Raw genomic sequence first — 19,353 nt, 5'->3', positions numbered from 1 at the left:
TTCGTCACTCAGGGGCAGCAGGCAATGACAGATGTGCATTTCCTTACAGGCTTGACCTGTCAGCAATTTATTAACGGTGAGTCGGTCGAAGGCGAAGGCCAGCAAGAGTGCATCGTTAATCCCGCCAATGGCGAAACGCTGGTTTCGATTACCGAGGCTTCATCGGCGCAGGTCGGCAGCGCGGTCAAGGCTGCACAACAGGCTTTTGGTCAATGGTCGCGTACCACCCCGGCTTACCGAGCTTCTATTTTGTTACGTATCGCCGACGCCATCGAGCGGCAGGCCGAGTATTTGGCCGGGTTGGAAGCGCTTAACTGCGGCAAGCCGCTGCACCAGGCGCGCAGTGACGATCTCCCGGCAGCCATCGACGTTTTCCGCTTTTTTGCCGGCGCAGTACGTACCCAGCAGGGGCAGCTAGCCGGCGAATATATCGAAGGGCACACCTCAATGATCCGCCGCGATCCGATCGGCGTGGTGGCCTCGATTGCGCCGTGGAATTATCCGCTGATGATGGCGGCATGGAAAATCGCCCCGGCGCTGGCCGCGGGCAACACCGTGGTATTCAAACCTTCCGAACATACCCCGTTGAGCATTTTGGCGCTGGTGCCTGCATTGCAGGAGATCCTGCCGCCGGGGGTGCTGAACGTTCTGTACGGCGGCGGGGAGGGCGTCGGCAGCCATTTGGTCGGCCACCCGCAGGTTCGGCTGGTATCGGTGACCGGCGACATCGTGACCGGGCAAAAAATTCTGCAGGCGGCGGCAAAAAGCGTCAAACGCACGCATCTGGAACTGGGCGGTAAAGCGCCGGTGATTGTCTGTGACGATGCCGATCTCGACGAAGTGGTCAGCAGCATCCGCACCTACGGCTATTACAACGCCGGCCAGGATTGCACCGCCGCCTGTCGTATCTACGCGCAGGCGGGGATTTACCCGAAGCTGGTGGACGCGTTGGGTGAAGCTGTCGCCAGCCTGCGCTTTGCCCGCAAGCGCGATGAAGACAACGAAATCGGCCCGCTGATCAGCAGCCGTCAGCGCGATCGCGTCGCCAGTTTTGTCGAGCGGGCGCTTAGCCAGCCGCATATCGAATTGATCACCGGTGCCGCCGCGCACTCCGGCCCGGGGTTTTACTACCAGCCAACGCTGCTGGCCGGTTGCCTGCAAAGCGATGAGATCGTTCAGCGCGAAGTGTTTGGCCCGGTCGTGAGCGTAACCCGCTTTGACCATCTGGAGCAGGCGGTGAACTGGGCCAACGATTCCGAATACGGGCTGGCCTCATCGGTATGGACGCAGAATATCGACAAGGCGCTGCATATCGCAGCTCATCTGCAATACGGCAGCACCTGGATCAACACCCATTTCACCCTGGCGAGCGAGATGCCGCACGGCGGCCTGAAGCGTTCCGGCTACGGTAAGGATCTTTCCAGCGATTCGCTGCAGGATTACAGCGTTGTAAGACACGTAATGGCGAAATTCAAAGCCAGCTTCTAGCGGTTTCATAAAGCAAAAAACCGCGGCAGCCGTTCCCTGCCGCACACAGATACGCAACACAGGGGTAATTACGATGGGAAAAACTACCGCAGTCACCACCACGCTCTCCGCGCTCTGTATCACCGTGCTTTGCGGCTTGGCCCAGGCGGCCGAGTTGCCGCAGGCGCTCGGTAAAGGCGAAGGACGGCTGGATATCATCGCCTGGCCCGGTTACATCGAGCGCGGCCAGTCCGACAAAAACTATGACTGGGTCACCCAGTTTGAGAAACAAACCAGCTGCGCGGTGAATGTGAAAACCGCCGCAACCTCCGACGAAATGGTCAGCCTGATGGCCAAGGGCGGTTACGATCTGGTCACCGCGTCCGGCGACGCCTCACTGCGATTGATCCTCGGCAAGCGGGTACAACCGATCAATACCGCGCTGATCCCCAACTGGAAAAGCATCGACCCGCGCCTGCTGAACGGCGCCTGGTACACAGTGGACGGCAAAACTTACGGCACGCCGTATCAGTGGGGGCCAAACCTGCTGATGTACAACACCAAAACCTTCCCGGCGCCGCCGGACAGCTGGGGCGTGGTGTTCCAGCAACAGAATCTGCCGGACGGCAAAACCAATCAGGGCCGGGTGCAAGCTTACGACGGGCCGATTTATATCGCCGATGCGGCGCTGTTCCTGAAGGCCACTCAGCCGCAACTTGGCATCAGCGATCCGTATCAGCTTAATGAAGAGCAGTATCAGGCGGCGTTGAAGCTGTTGCGTACTCAACACGCGTTGATCCACCGCTACTGGCACGATACTTCGGTACAGATGAGCGATTTCAAAAATGAAGGCGTGGTTGCTTCCAGCGCCTGGCCATATCAGGCCAACGCCCTGAAAGGCGAGGGCCAGCCGATCGCCACGGTCTTCCCTAAAGAAGGGGTTACCGGCTGGGCGGATACCACCATGCTGCATGCCGACGCCAAACACCCGAATTGCGCCTATCAGTGGATGAACTGGTCGCTGGAGCCGAAGGTGCAGGGCGACGTGGCCGCCTGGTTCGGTTCAGTGCCGGCCTCCCCGGCGGGCTGCAAGGCCAGCGCGCTGCTGGGCGAGAAGGGCTGTGAAACCAACGGGTTTAATCAGTTCGACAAGATCGCCTTCTGGAAAACGCCGCAGGCGCAGGGCGGCAAGTTCGTGCCGTACAGCCGCTGGACTCAGGACTATATCGCCATCATGGGTGGCCGCTAACGAACGGGGGCGCAGCTCGCTGCGCCCAAACAGCATCAGTGTGGAGCGTACATCATGACCATTGCCGTGCAATTTATCGATGTTTCGCGGACCTTCGGCGATGTTCGCGCCGTAGACCGGGTGTCTATCGAGATCCAGGACGGAGAATTTTTCTCCATGCTCGGGCCTTCCGGCTCGGGGAAAACCACTTGCCTGCGGCTGATCGCCGGTTTTGAGCAACTGAGCGCCGGCTCGATCCGCATACACGGGCAAGAGGCCGCCAACCTGCCGCCCTATCAGCGTGACGTGAATACCGTGTTCCAGGATTACGCGCTGTTCCCGCACATGTCGGTGCTGGAAAACGTCGCTTACGGGTTGATGGTCAAAGGCGTCGCCAAACGCGAACGGCTGGCGCGTGCGCAGGAGGCGCTGGACAGTGTGGCGTTGGGGTTTGTGGCCGAACGCAAACCGGCGCACCTTTCGGGTGGCCAGCGGCAGCGCGTTGCGTTGGCCCGAGCCTTGGTCAACCGGCCACGGGTGTTGTTGCTGGATGAACCGCTCGGCGCGCTGGATCTCAAACTGCGTGAACAGATGCAGGGCGAACTGAAAAAGTTGCAGCGCCAGTTGGGCATCACCTTTATTTTCGTCACCCACGATCAGAGCGAAGCGCTGTCGATGTCCGATCGCGTGGCGGTGTTCAACAATGGCCGAATCGAGCAGGTCGATGCGCCGCGTGAGCTGTATATGCGGCCGAGGACACCGTTCGTCGCCGAGTTTGTCGGCACCTCCAACGTGGTGCGCAGCGAACTGGCGCAGCGGTTGCTTGGCCAGACCGCCACCTTCTCGATTCGCCCGGAGCATATCCGCCTGGCGGATCAGGCCGGTGCGGCACCGGATGAAATCCAGGTGCAGGGCAGGTTGCAGGAGATCCATTATCAGGGCGCGGCAACGCGTTATGAAATCGCGCTGAGCAGCGGCGAAAAACTGCTGGTCAGCCAGGCAAATCCCCAGTGGCATGCCGGCGGGCAGCAGCGTTTGATCGGGCAGCCGGTCACCGCCTGCTGGTCGCGTGAGGCGATGGTGCCGCTGCTGGAGGAAAGGTGAGATGGATATGAGCATCGACTTTCCCGCGCCGCGCCGCGGTACTCTGCGCGCTCTGTCGACCTGGTTCTATCGCCGCCCGACGCTGTATCTGTTGCTGCTGTTGGTGCCGCCGCTGCTGTGGTTTGGCGCGGTGTATCTCGGTTCGCTGTTGACGCTGCTGTGGCAAGGGTTCTACACCTTCGACGACTTCACCATGACGGTGACGCCGGATCTGACCTTCGACAACCTGCGGGCGCTGTTCAACCCGGCCAACTACGACATCATCCTGCGCACCCTGACGATGGCGGTGCTGGTGTCGCTGGCCAGCGCGGTGCTGGCGTTCCCGATTGCCTATTATATGGCGCGCTACACCAGCGGCCGCGTCAAAGCGTTCTTCTACATTGCGGTGATGATGCCGATGTGGGCCAGTTATATCGTCAAGGCCTACGCCTGGACGCTGTTGCTGGCTAAAGATGGCGTAGCCCAGTGGTTCCTGCAACACCTCGGGTTGGAACCGGTACTGGCGGCAATCCTGAGCGTGCCGGGCGTAGGGGGCAACACTCTGTCGACCTCCGGGCTGGGGCGTTTTCTGGTGTTCGTGTATATCTGGTTGCCGTTCATGATTTTGCCGATCCAGGCCGCGCTGGAGCGTTTGCCGCCTTCGCTGTTGCACGCCTCGGCGGATCTGGGCGCGCGCCCGGCGCAGACTTTCCGTTACGTGATCCTGCCGCTGGCGGTGCCGGGCATTGCTGCCGGGTCGATATTCACTTTCTCGCTGACGCTGGGGGACTTCATCGTGCCGCAGCTGGTGGGGCCGCCGGGTTACTTTATCGGCAGCATGGTGTACGCCCAACAGGGGGCGATCGGGAATATGCCGATGGCGGCGGCCTTTACCCTGGTGCCGATCGTACTGATCGCGATTTATCTTTCCATTGTGAAACGTCTGGGGGCCTTCGATGCACTCTGAACGCGCGCCGTTAGGGCTGAAGTTGGCCGCCTGGGGCGGTTTGATCTTCCTGCATTTCCCGTTGGCGATTATCGCCATCTATGCCTTCAACACCGAGGATGCTGCGTTCAGCTTCCCGCCAAAGGGGTTTACGCTGCATTGGTTCAGCGTAGCCGCCGGCAGGCAGGATATCCTCGATGCGATGCTGCTTTCGGCGCAAATAGCCGCGCTGGCGACCGCCGTGGCGCTGGTGCTGGGCACCCTGGCGGCAGCGGCGCTGTATCGGCGTGATTTCTTCGGCAAGGACAGCATTTCGCTGCTGCTGCTGTTGCCGATCGCGCTGCCGGGCATCGTCACCGGTCTGGCGCTGCTGGCGGCGTTCAAGGCGCTGAATATCGAGCCGGGGGTGCTGACCATCGTCATCGGTCATGCCACCTTCTGCGTGGTGATCGTGTTCAATAACGTGATTGCCCGTTTCCGCCGCACCTCTTACAGCCTGATCGAGGCGTCCATGGATTTGGGCGCCGACGGTTGGCAAACCTTCCGTTACGTGATTTTACCCAACCTGGGGTCGGCGCTGCTGGCCGGCGGCATGCTGGCGTTCGCGCTGTCGTTTGACGAAATCATTGTCACCACCTTCACCGCCGGGCATGAGCGCACGTTGCCGCTGTGGTTGCTAAACCAGCTCGGCCGCCCGCGCGACGTGCCGATCACCAACGTGGTGGCGTTATCGGTGATGTTGCTGACCATGATCCCGATTTTGGGGGCCTATTACCTGACTAAAGGCGGCGAAAGCGTCGCCGGCAGCGGCAAATAATTTCCTAACCAGACATCTTACAAAAGGATAACCCTATGCAAAGCCAACTGCTGATTAACGGTCAACTGGTTACCGGCCAGGGGACGTCGCTGCCGGTGTATAACCCGGCGACCGGAGAGGTGATCTTGCAGGTAGCGCAAGCCAGCCTGGAGCAGGTGGATCAGGCGGTGCTGGCGGCCGACGCCGCCTTTGCCGAATGGGGGCAGACCACGCCGAAAGAGCGTGCCGACTGCCTGCTGAAGCTGGCGAATCTGATCGATAGCCACGCGGAAACCTTTGCCCGGCTGGAATCGCTCAACTGCGGCAAACCTTATCACTGCGTGCTGAACGACGAACTGCCGGCAGTGGCCGACGTATTCCGCTTCTTCGCCGGTGCCAGCCGCTGCCTGAGCGGGCTGGCGGCCGGCGAGTATCTGGCCGGGCATACCTCGATGATCCGCCGCGATCCCCTGGGCGTGGTGGCCTCGATTGCACCCTGGAACTACCCGCTGATGATGGCGGCGTGGAAGTTGGCCCCGGCGCTGGCGGCGGGCAATTGCGTGGTGATTAAACCGTCGGAACAGACCCCGCTGACCACCTTTAAGCTGGCCGAACTGGCCGCCGGGCTGTTCCCGCCGGGCGTGCTTAACGTGCTGTTCGGCCAGGGGGCCGGGGTCGGCGATCGGCTGACCGGCCATGACAAGGTACGAATGGTGTCGCTCACCGGTTCGGTTGCTACCGGGGAACACATTATCGCGCATACCGCGCCGGGCATTAAGCGTACCCATATGGAGCTGGGGGGCAAGGCGCCGGTGCTGGTGTTTGATGATGCCGACCTGCAACAGGTGGTAGAAGGCATCCGCAGCTTTGGTTTTTACAACGCCGGCCAGGACTGCACCGCCGCCTGCCGCATTTATGCCCAGAAAGGCATTTACCCCGAACTGGTGAAGCGGCTGGGCGAGGCGGTCGCCAGCCTGAAAATAGGGCCGCCGGAGAACGAAAGCAGCGAGCTTGGCCCGCTAATCACCGCCCAGCATCTGGAGCGGGTGGCGGGGTTTGTCGAGCGGGCGAAGGCGTTGCCGCATGTGCAGGTGGTGACCGGCGGTGAGCGGGTTAGCGGCCCCGGCTACTATTTCCAGCCGACGCTGCTGGCCGGTACGCGGCAGGACGATGAAATCGTGCAGCGGGAGGTGTTCGGCCCGGTAGTCACTATCACCGAGTTTGACGATGAGGCGCAGGTGCTGGCCTGGGCCAATGAGTCCAACTACGGGCTGGCATCGTCGTTGTGGACCCGTGACGTGGGCCGTGCGCATCGGTTGAGCGCCCGCCTGCAATACGGCTGCACCTGGGTGAATACCCATTTCATGCTGGTGAGCGAAATGCCGCACGGCGGCCAGAAGCTGTCGGGCTACGGCAAAGATATGTCGATGTACGGGTTGGAGGACTACACCGCGATCCGGCATGTGATGTTTAAACATTGATTTTGCTGTGTTTACCCGCACAATAGCGCACCTTCAGGCCGGTGTTGACCGGTCTGATTGATAATAAGAATTGAAAGGAAGCTAATATGGGAATCACCCGACGCGATTTTCTCAACGGGGTGGCGATCACCATCGCCGCCGGGCTGACGCCGCTGCAAATTCTGCGCGCGTCCCCGCAAACCGCCAATCAAACCCTGTATTATCCGCCAGCGCTGACCGGGCTGCGCGGTAACCATCCGGGCTCGTTCGAGCACGCGCACCAACTGGGGCGCGACGGTAAGGCATTCGATTTCGGCAGCGTACCCGCTACGGAAGAGTTTGACCTGATCGTGGTCGGTGCGGGCATCAGCGGGCTGGCCGCCGCCTGCTTCTGGCAGCAGATGAAGGGCACACAGCAGCGTATTTTGCTGATCGACAACCACGATGACTTTGGCGGCCACGCCAAGCGTAATGAATTCAGCAGCGAAAACGGCACTATTCTCGGCTATGGCGGCAGTGAGTCGCTGCAATCACCACGCTCGAACTTCAGCCCGGTGGCGATGGGGCTGCTGCAAAAACTCGGCGTCAGCATCGACAACCTGGAAAAGGCGTTCGATAAAACCTTCTACCCGGATCTGAACCTGAGCCGCGGCGTCTATTTCGATCGTAAAAACTTCGGCGTCGACAAAGTGGTGAATGGCGATCCGGGGCGTATGGTGGCGGATGATATTCCGCGTGATCGGCTTAATGGCCGCTCCTACGAAGCCTTTATCGGCGATTTCCCACTGCCGGAAAGTGACCGACAGGCGCTGATCGTGCTGCACACGGTGGACAAGGATTATCTGCCTGACCTGACTCAGGAACAAAAGAGCGAATGGCTCGACAAGCACAGTTATACCCAGTTCCTGCGTGAAAAGGTCGGTCTGAGCGAAATGGCTATCCGTTATTTCCAGCAGACCACCAGCGATTTCCAGGCGGTGGGTATCGACGCCACTTCGTGCAGCGATGCGCGCATCTGCGATCTGCCCGGCCTGAACGGCATGAATTTGCCGCCGCTGGATGAGGAGTCGCAGGCGGATCTCGACGATCCTTACGTGTTCCACTTCCCGGATGGCAACGCCACGCTGGCGCGCCTGATGGTGCGTCATCTGATCCCGGCGGTGGCGCCGGGCGGCAAGGATATGAACGACATCGTGCTGGCGAAGTTCGACTACAGTCGGCTCGATCGGCCGGAATCGCCGGTAAAACTGCGCCTGAACAGTACCGGCTTGCACGCGGCGAACGTCGGCGACAAGGTTGAAGTGACCTATATGACCGGCGAGAAAATGACCAAGGTGCGCGCCGGGCAGGTGGTGATGGCCGGTTACAACATGATGATCCCGTATCTGGTGCCGGAAATGTCGCATGAGCAGCAAGAGGCGCTGAAGCAGAACGTGAAATCACCGCTGGTGTACAGCAAAGTGGTGATCCGCAACTGGCAGCCGTTTATCAAGCTGGGTGTGCATGAAGTGTATTCGCCGACCGCGCCTTATTGCCGCGTGAAGCTGGATTATCCGGTGAGCATGGGCGGTTATGAACATCCTCGCGACCCGAATCAGCCGATTGGCCTGCATATGGTGTATGTGCCGACGCTGGCGGGCAGCGGGCTTAGCCCCCGCGAACAGTCGCGCAAAGGCCGCGCCTTGCTGCTGGGCACACCGTTTGAGGTGCATGAGCAGATGATCCGCGAACAGTTGCAGGGCATGCTGGGTTCCGCCGGTTTCGACCATCAGCGCGATATTCAGGCGATCACCGTTAACCGCTGGTCGCACGGCTATTCCTACTTCCTCAATGGGCTGTTTGATGATGAAGAGGAGGCGAAAAAAATCATTGAGACGGCGCGTAAGCCGATAGGCAAGATTGTCATAGCCAACTCGGATTCGGACTGGAGCCCGTACGCCAACTCGGCAATCGATCAGGCATGGCGCGCGGTCAATGAACTGGCCTTCGGCCAGGCGGCCGTCAAGGAGGGAGCATGAGTCTACGTTCATGGTATCTGCTGACCTTGCTGGCGGCGGGCGGTTCGGCTCAGGCGATGTCGGCCGGGGAATACGTGGCCAAGGCCGGTGACTGCACCGCCTGCCATACCGCGCCGGGCGGCGCCTTGCTGGCCGGCGGCATGAAGTTCCCGACGCCGCTGGGCGCTATTTACGCCACCAATATCACGCCGGATAAGCAGCACGGCATCGGCGCCTATTCTTTTGACGAGTTTGACCGCGCCATGCGCCAGGGCATCGCCAAAGATGGCCATCGCCTGTATCCGGCGATGCCCTATACCTCTTACGCCAAGATGAATGCGGCGGATATGCGCGCGCTGTACGATTATCTGATGCAGGAAGTGCCGGCGCAGAACGCCGCCAACCGCGCCAGCGATATCAGTTGGCCGTTGTCGATGCGTTGGCCGCTGGCGGTTTGGAATCAGCTGTTCCATGACGATGCCCAATATCGGCCGGACAGCGGGCAGAGCGCCGAGTGGAACCGTGGCGCTTATCTGGTGCAGGGCGCGGGCCACTGCGGCAGTTGCCATACGCCGCGCGGCTGGGCAATGCAGGAAAAGGGGCTGGACAGCAAGGAACCGGCTTTCCTGAGCGGGGCCGAGCTGGACGGTTGGTACGCGTCTAACCTGCGCGGTATGTCGCAGGAAGAGGTGGCGGCACTGTTGAAAACCGGCCGCAGCCGACATGCTGCGGTGGCCGGGCCGATGAGCGAGGTGGTCACCCACAGTACGCAATATCTTACCGATGGCGATCTGAACGCCATTGCCACTTATCTGCACAGCCTGGCGGCGGAAAAACCTCCGGCCGAGAAAGCCGTTGCCCCGGTGGCCGGCAGTCAACAGGCCGGGCAGCGCACCTATGCAATGTACTGTTCAACCTGCCACGGCAATAAAGGCGAGGGCAGTGACAACACCATTCCGGCATTGGCGGGCAACGCGACGGTGACGGCGGACAATCCGCTGACGGCGCTGCGAGTCTTGTTGGAAGGGGCGCAAACGCCGATCACTCAACAGGCTACCGCGATCGCCATGCCAGGTTACGGCTGGGCATTGAATGACCGGCAGGCAGCCGATCTGATGAGTTACTTACGCGGAAGTTGGGGCAATCAGGCTGGGGTGGTAACGGCGCAGCAGGTGCAGGAGGCGCGTAAGCTGGCGGAGAAATAACGGCGGGGCGCGGTGCTGTTCACAGACCGCGCCCCGTTTGATTACAGTACCTTATGCGGGCCGAAGCATTCGTAATGGATGTTCTCGGCGTTCACGCCCATTTCCAGCAGTTGTTTGCCGACATGCTGCATAAACGGCACCGGGCCGCAGAAGTAGTAATGCATCTGTGGCTCGCCGAGCGTTTCGCGCAGTGCGCTGAGGTTCATCAACCCGCGGCTCTGATAATCGCGGCCTTCCACGTCGTCGGTGCCCGGCTCGCGGTACCAGACGTGACTGCTCAGGTTTGGCATGCGGCCGGCGATATCCGCCACTTCATCTGCGAAGGCGTGAACGCTGCCGTTTTCCGCTGCGTGCAACCAGTGCACGTTCGCCTGATGTTGGCTGTCGTGCAGGGTATTGAGCATACCGAGCATGGGCGTTTGGCCTACGCCGGCGGAGATCAGGGCTACCGGGGTGGTTGGCTGCACGTCAAGGAAGAAATCCCCGTGCGGCGGCGCCAGATAAAGTACATCGCCCTCTTTGGCCTGCTGATGCAGGAAATTCGAGACCTTACCTTGATCTTCACGCTTCACCGCGATGCGGTAGTATTCGCCGTTAGGCGCAGTGGTCAGTGAGTATTGGCGGATTTCCTGATTTTCCATGCTGTCGTGATTGATATAGACCGCCAGATATTGCCCCGGCTTGAAGTCAATCACGCGGCCACCGTCCACCGGCGCCAGCACGAAGCTGCAAATCACGTCGCTTTGCGGCTGCTTTTTGACAATGCGGAAAGCGCGCCGTTCGCGCCAGCCGCCATTCGCGTCTTCACTTTCCTGATAAATCTGGCCTTCACGCTGGATGAATACGTTCGCCAATACGCCGTAGGCCTTGCCCCAGGCATCCAGCACTTCCTGGCCTGGGCTGAACATTTCGTCCAGCGTCGCCAACAGGTGGCCGCCGACAATTTGATACTGCTCTGGCTGGATATTCAGGCTGGTGTGCTTTTGGGCAATACGCTCTACCGCCGGCAGCAACGCCGCCAGATTTTCGATATTGGCGGCATAGGCGCAGATCGCATCGAACAACGCCTGGCGTTGATCGCCGTTGCGCTGGTTATTCATGTTGAAAACATCTTTCAACTCAGGATTGTGTTCGAACATGCGATCGTAGAAATGGGCGGTCAGTTTAGGCCCGGTCGCGGCCAGCAAGGGGATTGTGGATTTTACGGTGGCGATGGTTTGGCTATCCAGCATGGTAGCGCTCCTTTGGCTTCAATTATTGGTATATTTAAAAAGTTGCATATTAAATGCATCTTTATGTTTGCGCAAATACTAGCGATTTCCGCCGGGGCTGTAAATACCCTTATTTTTGTTGCGGCGTTGTTAAGCGTCGATCTCGCTCACAGAACATGAAAAAACCGCATCCTCAGCATGAGTAAAAGTCCGTTGCCGGATGGCGTGATATATAGGATCAAAGCCTTGCAGCGCCTTATGCCAATCGTTTGCGTAAAAACCTCTGTCAAGACCTATCCTCAGTAGGGGAAAACAGTTTACACTGTTGCCCAGAACCCAACCGGGTAGTTATTTGGTGATTTTTTAGTTAGCCGATTTAAGTCAGGAGATGCCGGATGTTAAAGCGTGAAATGAACATTGCTGATTACGATGCCGAACTGTGGCGTGCAATGGAGCAAGAAGTCGTGCGTCAGGAAGAGCACATTGAACTGATTGCGTCTGAGAACTACACCAGCCCGCGCGTAATGCAGGCTCAGGGTTCCCAGTTGACCAACAAATACGCTGAAGGCTATCCGGGCAAGCGTTATTACGGCGGCTGCGAATATGTGGATATCGTTGAGCAACTGGCCATCGATCGTGCTAAAGAGCTGTTTGGCGCAGATTATGCCAACGTTCAGCCGCACTCCGGCTCCCAGGCTAACTTCGCCGTCTACACCGCGCTGCTGCAGCCGGGCGACACCATTCTGGGCATGAACCTGGCGCACGGTGGCCACCTGACCCACGGTTCGCCGGTCAACCTGTCCGGCAAGCTGTACAACGTGGTGCCTTACGGCATCAACGACAAAGGCGAAATCGACTACGACGATCTGGCCAAGCAAGCGCAGACCCACAAACCAAAAATGATCATCGGCGGCTTCTCGGCCTTCTCCGGTCTGGTTGACTGGGCAAAAATGCGTGAAATCGCCGACAGCATCGGCGCTTACCTGTTCGTTGATATGGCGCACGTTGCGGGCCTGATCGCCGCCGGCGTTTATCCGAACCCGGTTCCGCACGCGCACATCGTTACCACCACCACCCACAAAACCCTGGCGGGCCCGCGTGGCGGCCTGATCCTGGCGAAGGGCGGTGATGAAGATCTGTACAAGAAGCTGAACTCCGCCGTATTCCCTGGCGGCCAGGGCGGCCCGCTGATGCACGTGATCGCCGGTAAAGCGGTGGCGCTGAAAGAAGCGATGGAGCCTGAATTCAAGGTTTACCAGCAGCAAGTTGCCGATAACGCCAAAGCGATGGTGAAGGTGTTCCTGGAGCGCGGCTACAAAGTGGTTTCCGGCGGTACTCATAACCACCTGTTCCTGCTGGACCTGGTTGACAAAAACCTGACCGGTAAAGAAGCTGACGCCGCCCTGGGCCGCGCCAACATCACCGTGAACAAAAACAGCGTGCCAAACGATCCTAAGAGCCCGTTCGTTACCTCTGGCATTCGTATCGGTACGCCGGCTGTGACCCGTCGCGGCTTCAAAACCGCTGAAGTGACTGAGTTGGCCGGTTGGATCTGCGACGTGCTGGACAACATCAACGATGAAGCCACCATCGAACGCACCAAGAAGAAAGTGCTGGATATCTGCGCCCGCCTGCCGGTCTACGCATAATTCTGCTTTCTCTTTAAAAACCCGCTTCGGCGGGTTTTTTTATGCCTGTTACCGGCAAACTGTGAACTGCTTGGCACTCTATCCCCTTGATCGTGGATGAATGTTGCTCGTGAGTGTGAGCTCTGTCAAAGTATCGCCTACACACCGGAGGGATCATGGTTCTGCAATCAACGCGTTGGCTCGCTCTCAGTTATTTCACCTACTTCTTTTCTTATGGCATCTTCTTACCGTTTTGGGGCGTTTGGCTGAAAGGCGAAGGCATAGCGCCTGAAACCATAGGTCTGTTGCTCGGTGCCGGTTTGGTGGCGCGTTTCCTCGGCAGTTTGCTGATTGCTCCCCGGGTTAAAGATCCTTCCCATCTGGTGACGGCACTTCGCCTGCTGGCGTTGCTGACGTTGGCCTTCGCCGTCGGTTTTTGTTTCGGCAACGGCTGGGGTTGGCTGATGCTGGTGATTGCCGGCTTCAACCTGTTCTTCTCGCCGTTGGTACCGCTGACCGACGCGTTGGCCGCCACCTGGCAAAAACAAATCACCATGGACTACGGTCGAGTCAGGCTGTGGGGCTCGCTGGCGTTCGTGATCGGTTCTGCGCTGACTGGGCAAATGGTGTCGGTTTGGGGCCATACCGCCATTCTCTATAGCCTGATCGCCAGCGTGCTGGCGATGCTGCTGGGCATGATGCTGAAACCGAGCGTGATGCCGCAAGGGGAGACGCGTACCCAAAGCGGGCCAGACCGCTCACTGCGCGAAATGCTCAAGGAAGGGCCGGTCTGGCGTTTCCTGTTGTGCGTCACGTTGTTGCAGGGTGCGCATGCCGGCTATTACAGCTTTGGCTCTATCTACTGGCAGGAAGCCGGCTACTCGGCTTCGACGATTGGTTATCTGTGGTCGCTGGGCGTGGTGGCGGAAGTCATTATTTTCGCCAGCAGCAATGTCCTGTTCCGCCGCTGGAATGCGCGCAATCTGCTGTTGCTTTCCGCCTGCTGCGGGGTGCTGCGCTGGAGCCTGATGGCTTACAGCACCGAACTGGGTTGGCTGCTGGTGATCCAGATCCTGCATTGCGGCACCTTTACCGTTTGCCATCTGGCGGCGATGCGTTTTATCGCTGCACGCAAAGGGCCGGAGGTGATCCGGTTGCAGGCGATTTACTCGGCGCTGGCGATGGGGGGCGGCATTGCGATTATGACGGTGATTGCCGGCTTCCTGTTTGAACATCTGCAGGGCGGGGTATTCTGGGTGATGGCGGCGGTGGCGTTGCCGGCGCTGTTTATCCGCCCGCCGGCCGTTGCGGTCAGCGGCAACCGTTAAGTCGTTTCCAGCAGCGCGCGGATGGCTTTGCGCTGCTGGCGTTCTAACGGCAATTCGGTATAAATCAGCGGCGGTTGCGGTTCACTGTGTACCGCCGCATAAGGGCTGATCACCAGCGTGATACCCTGCGGCGCGCCGGAGCGCAGGTAATCGCGCAGCGGCAGATACTTGATATTTAATGGCAACAGCGTTAATTCGCGGATCTGATATTCCACTTCCTCTTCCAACTGCGGGTTGTCCAGCGTCAATAACAACACCTGTTTTTCCTGCAGCGCATTACCCTGCATCAGCCAGGCGCCGAAACTGATGGCCACCAACCCCGCTTCCTCGCTGGAAAAACGAATTTCATATTCCTGTTCGAGCGGTGCCAGCGCTTCCTTGGTGGTGCGCATCAGGCGCGGGTACATGCGTAACACTTCCTCGAGCAGCATATTGTCAATGCCGATGTCAAAATGACAGCGCTCGACCGCAGGCGCCAGATGGGCGAACAGCTGGCTGATCAAATCCTCTTTACTGCTGAAGGTCATGCCGGAAATCTGCTGGAAGCGCTCGACCATGTTTTCAATCGCTCTCATTAAGCGCAGATCTTCCTCCGAGTCGTTGCTGTGGTAGCTATGGTTTTTCAGCATGGTGAACATCAGCACCAGAAAATCGCTTTCGCTGGTCTCGGGTTGCAGGGCGAAAAGCTGATTCAGCGATTGATGAAGCAAGCTGGCCGCCTGATGCTCTGGTTTCTGATGCAGCCAGGTGCGCTGGGTGGCGGTGAATAGCGGGTGCCGCTGGCGCTGGGTTTCCCAGGCGCAGTAACACAGATAATACTGCAGAAATTGGCGATCGCGCTGATCGAGGGGCTGGTTGAGCAGCGGTTCACAACTGCTGATGTAACTTTCCAACTGCGGCGACGGATCGGCGTTTACCGCCAACGCCTGGTGCAGCCAGGGGGCAAAATGCTGGTCGACAAACTCCGGGCTGCAGCGCAGGGCTCTGCGCAACCAGTGGAGCAGGCAGAGGCGTTGGTTGAGCGCGCTTCCCTTGAGCCGGTAGCCTTCGTCGGAATTGCCGACGAGCTCCAGATGGTGGAAACGCTGGATTTCACTGGCAACCTCGGCTATATCTTGCCGGGCAGTAGGGTGGTCGACGCCGTTGATTTGGCTGATAGTCTCCAGTTGTACTGCGGGCACCGGCGCATACAGCATCAGTAACAGATGGCAGCGCCGTTGTTGACCGGAGAGCTCAGGCACAGGGTCAGTGTCCAGGCTCATATCACCTTCTGGTGCGTAACGTTTAAATTATGAATAAGCATAGCAAAAGGCTATGCGGCGGCGGGGCTGCGGCGCCCGGTTTTATTTCGGCTTACCACTTTCGTCACAATTATTGTGCCGATTAACGGCGGTTGAAGGTTGGTTGATGTTACTTTATAACAATAATGAGTATCGTTTGATGATGAAGTTACGTTTTATTGTGGCCGGTTTTTTCGCGTTATTCAGCGCCGGCGTCGTCGCACACCCGCACAGCTTTATTGATATGAACACCACCTTTGTGGCGAAAGATCAAAAACTGGTCGGCTTGAAAATGGTTTGGGTAATGGATGAAATCACCTCGGCGGATCTGCTGTACGATGCGCAGAACGCGAAAAGCGACTCGGAAGTGTGGAAAAAGCTGGCGGCGGAAGTGATGGCCAACGTGCTAGGTCAGCACTATTTCACCGACGTGTATCGCGACGGCAAGCCGGTGAAATACCTGAATCTGCCGACCGAATACCATTTGTCGCGCCAGGGGCACCAGGCGGTGCTGGAGTTTGTGTTGCCGCTGGCCGAGCCGCAGCCGCTGGCAGGCAAGCCGTTTGAGATCTCCACCTACGATCCCACCTATTTTGTCGATATGACTTACAAAGACCAAACGGCGCTGCATCTGCCGCCGGAAATGGCGCCGCAATGCAAGTTCAGCCTGATGACGCCGAAGCCGGATTCCTCCTTGCAGGCTTACGCATTGTCCCTCGATAAGAACGATGCACCCAGCGAAGATATGGCGCTGGGGCAACAGTTCGCGCAGCGGGTCACTTTGCAATGTCAATAAACCTTAGCCAGAACGCCGCGCGTAAGCGGCACTGGGCCTTCAGCCTGTGGCCGCTGCTGCTGTTTGCGCTGTTGCTGGCGTTGGCCGCGCAGGTGGCGTGGCACTATTGGCCGCAACTGCTGATGCAAAGCGTGGTGTGGCAGAAGGGGCTGCATCAACAACTGGCCGGCCTGTTGCAGCAGGTAAAAGCCGCCCCCCAGCAGGCCGGGCTGGCGTTGATGCTGTTTAGCCTGAGCTATGGCGTGCTGCATGCACTTGGCCCCGGTCACGGCAAGGTGGTGATTGCCACTTATCTGGCCACCCACCCGGCGCGGCTGAAAAGCAGCCTGAAACTGACCTTTGCCGCCTCGCTGGTTCAAGGGCTGGTGGCTATCGCGTTGGTGACGCTGATGCTGGTGGTACTGCAATTATCCTCCCGCCAACTGCATCAGAGCAGTTTCTGGTTGGAGAAGGGCAGTTTTATTTTGGTCATGCTGCTTGGCGTGCTGCTGAGCTGGCGGGCGCTGAAACGCCTGTATTACGCGGTGAAAGCGCTGCGCCCGTCACCGGCGCTGCGTATCAACAGCCTGCAACCTTTGCCGGCGGATCACGTTCACAGCGAGCATTGTGGTTGCGGGCATCGCCATTTGCCGAGCGACAGCGAATTGCAGGCGGGCAGTGACTGGCGCACGCAAACCGCCATCGTGCTGGCGATGGGCATGCGCCCCTGCTCGGGGGCGATACTGGTGCTGCTGTTTTCCAAGGTGATTGGCGTATTCGCCTGGGGCGTGGTTTCGGCGTTGGCGATGGCGTTTGGCACGTCGCTGACCATTTCATTGTTGGCCTTGCTGGTGCATTACAGCCGCCGGTTGGCGGTGCGCCTCAGCCGTTCGCGCGCGCCGGCCGCCTGGAGCGCCGTTGCCTGGGGATCGCTGGCATTGGCCGGTGGCTTGATTCTGCTGTTCGCCGGATTGCTGCTGTATGCCAGCGCTCAGCCGGAGTTCGGTGGTGGTATCCGGCCTTTCTCCCGCTGACCGGCATAAAAAAAGCGCTGCAATAAATTGCAGCGCTTTTTCTTTATTCATTCACTCACTTCGCGATATTAACGCTTCAGCGCTTCGCTCAGTTCTTCACGCATGGTAGAAAGCATGGCTTTCACTACGCGCGGGTTGCCTGCAACCACGTTGCCGGAGCTGAAGTGGTTATGGCCGCCAACAAAGTCGGTCACCAGGCCACCAGACTCGCGCACCAGCAGTTCGCCGGCAGCAAAGTCCCACGGCTTCAGGCCAATCTCGAAGAAACCGTCAACGCGGCCGGCGGCCACATAGGCCAGGTCCAGCGCGGCGGAGCCGGTGCGACGGAAGTCTGCACACTGAGTGAACAGTTTGCCAACCACGTTGATGTAAGGGGTTGCGTGCTGTTTAACCTTGAACGGGAAGCCGGTCGCCAGGATGGTGCCATCCAGATCTTTGGCATTGGTGCCGCGCAGGCGGTAGCCGTTGAGCTGTGCGCCTTGGCCGCGGGTAGCGGTAAAGAGTTCGTTGCGCATTGGATCGTAAACCACAGCCACTTCTGTACGGCCTTTGATGCGTACGGCGATGGAAACGGAGAAGTGTGGGAAACGTTTAATGAAGTTTGAGGTGCCATCCAGTGGATCGATCACCCATTGTACATCCTGATCTTCGCCGACCAGCTCACCGCGTTCTTCGGTAACAATAGTATGTTGCGGATAAGACTTGCGGATCACGTCGATGATCAGATGCTCTGCATCGCGATCGACGTTAGTGACAAAGTCATTGGTCCCTTTCTGGCTCGCTTCTACAGCGTCCGGGGTTTCGTAGTTTTTGGCAATCAGGTTACCGGCCTTGCGCGCAGCGCGCACGGCGATAGTCAGCATCGGATGCATGGGTATCTTCCAACTAGGATGTTAAAGAACAGGAAACGGCGCGAAGTATAGCAGCTGTTCGGCAAAATGCCTACGGCTGTGTTAAGATGCTGTGATTTTCCGCTACGCTCAGAGTTTGTATGCTGCACAACATCCGCATTGTTCTGGTAGAAACCTCCCATACCGGTAACATGGGCTCGACCGCACGAGCCATGAAAACCATGGGGTTAACCAACCTTTATCTGGTTAACCCGCTGATAAAACCCGATTCGCAGGCGATTGCCCTGGCCGCAGGCGCCAGCGACGTGATCGGCAACGCCACTATCGTTGACACCCTTGATGACGCTATCGCCGGCTGTAGCCTGGTGGTCGGTACCAGCGCGCGTTCGCGCACTTTGCCGTGGCCGATGCTGGAACCGCGCGAATGCGGCGTACGTGCCGTGCACGAAGGCGAGCACGCGCCGGTTGCGCTGGTGTTCGGTCGCGAACGCGTTGGCCTGACCAACGATGAACTGCAAAAGTGCCATTATCACGTCGCCATTCCCGCCAACCCGGATTACAGCTCGTTGAACCTGGCGATGGCGGTGCAAATCCTGGCTTATGAAGTGCGCGTGGCTTATCTCGATCGCCAGCAAGTGGGGGTGCCGCAGTTGGAAGAAACGCCTTATCCTCTGGTGGACGATCTCGAACGTTTCTATCAGCACCTGGAACAAACGCTGCAGCACAGCGGCTTTATCCGCCCGGCACATCCGGGGCAGGTAATGAGCAGATTGCGCCGTTTATTCACCCGAGCGCGGCCGGAAGCTCAGGAGCTGAATATCTTGCGTGGCATGCTGACGTCGATAGAGAAACAGGATAAACATCAAGGTAATTAATTTGATGTGGCGTAACGGCCGGTAATAATAGTATTAGTTATCCAATGGTTATAACATGTATTTTATATGCATTTGATATAGCTCAGGACGAAATGTGCTAATACTTGAGTAAATTACTAGGTTAAATAGTTGACTGATTTACTCGGGAATGTCAGAATTTCGGCCATGTTTCACCAACAGGTAACCATT

Annotated in this window: 16 protein-coding genes; 13 read left to right on the top strand and 3 right to left on the bottom strand. The window is 58.6% G+C overall.

The genetic code is table 11. From position 1 onward, the window contains the following. Positions 1-24 precede the first annotated feature (24 nt). From ACUTQW_RS20180 to ACUTQW_RS20145, 8 genes are all read left to right on the top strand, one after another. Positions 25-1,488, top strand: a complete 1,464-nt coding sequence (locus ACUTQW_RS20180; protein ID WP_004952126.1) for a gamma-aminobutyraldehyde dehydrogenase — start codon at positions 25-27, stop codon at positions 1,486-1,488. A 73-nt stretch (positions 1,489-1,561) separates the two neighbouring features. Then, complete coding sequence (gene ydcS / locus ACUTQW_RS20175; RefSeq protein WP_006327353.1) at positions 1,562-2,716, top strand: putative ABC transporter substrate-binding protein YdcS; 1,155 nt, start codon at positions 1,562-1,564, stop codon at positions 2,714-2,716. 54 nt (positions 2,717-2,770) lie between these two features. Further along, on the top strand, positions 2,771-3,799 hold the full coding sequence (locus ACUTQW_RS20170; RefSeq protein ID WP_004952122.1) for an ABC transporter ATP-binding protein: 1,029 nt from the start codon (positions 2,771-2,773) through the stop codon (positions 3,797-3,799). Positions 3,800-3,806: 7 nt separating this feature from the next. Next, positions 3,807-4,745: an ABC transporter permease gene (locus ACUTQW_RS20165; RefSeq protein ID WP_373282276.1), complete on the top strand. Its 939-nt coding sequence runs from the start codon at positions 3,807-3,809 to the stop codon at positions 4,743-4,745. After that, positions 4,735-5,541 (top strand): ABC transporter permease, encoded by an 807-nt coding sequence (locus ACUTQW_RS20160; protein ID WP_006327351.1) that lies wholly within the window; start codon positions 4,735-4,737, stop codon positions 5,539-5,541. Before ACUTQW_RS20165 ends, ACUTQW_RS20160 begins: the two co-directional genes overlap by 11 nt. Before the next feature lie 35 nt (positions 5,542-5,576). Next, positions 5,577-7,001 carry an aminobutyraldehyde dehydrogenase gene (gene patD, locus ACUTQW_RS20155; protein ID WP_235195941.1) on the top strand — a complete coding sequence of 475 codons (1,425 nt, stop codon included), beginning with the start codon at positions 5,577-5,579 and terminating at the stop codon, positions 6,999-7,001. An 86-nt stretch (positions 7,002-7,087) separates the two neighbouring features. Next, positions 7,088-8,998 carry an NAD(P)-binding protein gene (locus tag ACUTQW_RS20150; RefSeq protein ID WP_006327348.1) on the top strand — a complete coding sequence of 637 codons (1,911 nt, stop codon included), beginning with the start codon at positions 7,088-7,090 and terminating at the stop codon, positions 8,996-8,998. Next, positions 8,995-10,182 carry a c-type cytochrome gene (locus tag ACUTQW_RS20145; protein WP_166729130.1) on the top strand — a complete coding sequence of 396 codons (1,188 nt, stop codon included), beginning with the start codon at positions 8,995-8,997 and terminating at the stop codon, positions 10,180-10,182. Before ACUTQW_RS20150 ends, ACUTQW_RS20145 begins: the two co-directional genes overlap by 4 nt. A gap of 41 nt (positions 10,183-10,223) precedes the next feature. Here the strand turns inward: ACUTQW_RS20145 and hmpA are convergent, their stop codons facing one another. Further along, entirely contained in the window at positions 10,224-11,414 is a 1,191-nt protein-coding gene (gene hmpA / locus ACUTQW_RS20140) for an NO-inducible flavohemoprotein (protein WP_166729131.1), read from the bottom strand. Between the two features lie 374 nt (positions 11,415-11,788). On the opposite strand from hmpA, the gene glyA reads away from it, so the two are divergent. Next, a complete protein-coding gene (glyA, locus tag ACUTQW_RS20135; RefSeq protein WP_004952110.1) occupies positions 11,789-13,042 on the top strand; it encodes a serine hydroxymethyltransferase in 1,254 nt (417 codons plus the stop codon). 155 nt (positions 13,043-13,197) lie between these two features. Continuing rightward, positions 13,198-14,349, top strand: coding sequence for a 3-phenylpropionate MFS transporter (locus tag ACUTQW_RS20130; RefSeq protein ID WP_020439612.1), 1,152 nt, complete (start codon positions 13,198-13,200; stop codon positions 14,347-14,349). Here the strand turns inward: ACUTQW_RS20130 and csiE are convergent. Beyond that, complete coding sequence (gene csiE / locus ACUTQW_RS20125) at positions 14,346-15,611, bottom strand: stationary phase inducible protein CsiE (RefSeq protein WP_006327343.1); 1,266 nt, start codon at positions 15,609-15,611, stop codon at positions 14,346-14,348. The genes ACUTQW_RS20130 and csiE overlap by 4 nt on opposite strands. 178 nt (positions 15,612-15,789) lie before the next feature. Here csiE and ACUTQW_RS20120 point away from each other — a divergent pair, with 178 nt between their 5' ends. Next, on the top strand, positions 15,790-16,425 hold the full coding sequence (locus tag ACUTQW_RS20120) for a DUF1007 family protein (RefSeq protein WP_373282272.1): 636 nt from the start codon (positions 15,790-15,792) through the stop codon (positions 16,423-16,425). Next, a complete protein-coding gene (locus ACUTQW_RS20115; RefSeq protein ID WP_004952103.1) occupies positions 16,416-17,438 on the top strand; it encodes a nickel/cobalt transporter in 1,023 nt (340 codons plus the stop codon). Before ACUTQW_RS20120 ends, ACUTQW_RS20115 begins: the two co-directional genes overlap by 10 nt. A gap of 68 nt (positions 17,439-17,506) precedes the next feature. Here the strand turns inward: ACUTQW_RS20115 and suhB are convergent, their stop codons facing one another. Continuing rightward, entirely contained in the window at positions 17,507-18,310 is an 804-nt protein-coding gene (suhB, locus tag ACUTQW_RS20110; protein WP_004952100.1) for an inositol-1-monophosphatase, read from the bottom strand. Between the two features lie 119 nt (positions 18,311-18,429). Between suhB and trmJ the strand changes: the two genes are divergently transcribed. Then, a complete protein-coding gene (gene trmJ / locus ACUTQW_RS20105; RefSeq protein WP_004952097.1) occupies positions 18,430-19,164 on the top strand; it encodes a tRNA (cytosine(32)/uridine(32)-2'-O)-methyltransferase TrmJ in 735 nt (244 codons plus the stop codon). Positions 19,165-19,353: the final 189 nt, after the last annotated feature.

This window comes from Serratia sp. TSA_7 (assembly GCF_052692135.1).
The sequence above is the reverse complement of the archived record's forward strand: the minus strand, read 5'-3'. Positions and strand labels throughout refer to the sequence as shown.